At 40.8% G+C, this 1,282-nt stretch carries 2 protein-coding genes; one reads left to right on the forward strand and one right to left on the reverse strand.

Annotation, left to right across the window (positions count from 1 at the left end):
• Positions 1 to 271 precede the first annotated feature (271 nt).
• Entirely contained in the window at positions 272 to 718 is a 447-nt protein-coding gene (locus F6K22_RS41090; protein ID WP_293110942.1) for a calcium-binding protein, read from the reverse strand.
• A 354-nt stretch (positions 719 to 1,072) separates the two neighbouring features.
• On the opposite strand from F6K22_RS41090, the gene F6K22_RS41095 reads away from it, so the two are divergent.
• A partial coding sequence (locus F6K22_RS41095; protein ID WP_293110944.1) for a hypothetical protein occupies positions 1,073 to 1,282 on the forward strand: 210 nt, incomplete at its 3' end.

Below are 1,282 nucleotides of genomic sequence, written 5' to 3' on the forward strand. Positions count from 1 at the left end.
TTCTTACTTACTATTCCACTATCTCTAAGTATAGCATATTTTTACTACGCTTTATTACCCGCGTGTCGTTATTCAACCAGCCGTTAAAACGGGCGCTGCGTACTTACTCCCGTCATTTTTTAGGTTTTGATCGGCTCTAATCACAGGTCGGCCTAAATTTTGTGAATATGGTCTGGCCATTTTTTTCGTTTGGCGTTGGCGGAGCAAGTGCGGCAGCTATATCGCTCTAGATAATTATTTTGTCAGTTGTTACATTTTACACTTTTGTGGTTCACTCATATGAAAAGCTCTGTATGACAACAAATGCACGCTCAAGTCCGCCAAAAACTATGAGCGATCGCTGGAAAAAGATCGAGATTATAGTGTAATAAATCAAATCTATTCCGTCTTCAAAATCAGCGATCGTATTATTGCCATAATTACGGCTGAAGTCAAAGAAGTCGCTACCAGGTCTACCGGTTATAAGATCGTCACCTCTTTGAGCCGCAATAATATCACGACCTGCACCACCATCAATTATATCGTCACCTCGGCGTGCTATGATCGAGTCATTACCATCTCCAGCATTAATTAAATCATCTCCAGCTCTAGCACCTATGAAATCATTTTCTGTAGTTCCAGTTAACTCATCATCTTCCCCTGTACCATTGATATTATTGGGATTAAGTAGGGACTGAGTTTCGTTCCAAACCTCTATTCCTACTTCTTCCCCTAGCACCTCACCATTTCTACCACCATCTTCAAAGTCAATACCTCCGAAGAAGCAAGAAGCACTAGCTTTCTGAGCAGCTTCGCTAAAAGTAGTCTACTCCAGTGTTTCAACTTGTTGTGGTGTCACACCAGGTTCAAAGCGAGATTCACCAGGCTAAAAAGTTACGGAACCACCAAAGTCATCGCTACCAGTAAACCGTTGGAGAATTTCAGCAGCAGCAGAACTGAAAGTGCTATGACCAGATACATATTCTGCAAAAGGAGGTGAAGGATCGCTACCGGGAGTTTGATAAGTGAGGAAGTCAGTTGCCAGAATTATTTGGGTTCCATTTTTAAGACAAATTCTGAACTACATGAACGGATGCACCATTGTTTTTTTTACCAGAGTTTGAATTCGTTTTTTTTAGTATCCTACCAACCGTATCTTTTTCCCAAAGTATCTACTATAGCAGTCGAAGCAAAGAGCGCGGACATAATAGAGAAAAACTATCTAGGAAAGATTATGCCTGCTCCTTATAGCTATGACTTAAGACAAAAAGTTATTAAGGCCATTGATGGTGGGATCAGTAAA

Origin of the sequence: Okeania sp. SIO2F4 (assembly GCF_010672385.1) — a bacterium.
Lineage (GTDB): Bacteria > Cyanobacteriota > Cyanobacteriia > Cyanobacteriales > Microcoleaceae > Trichodesmium.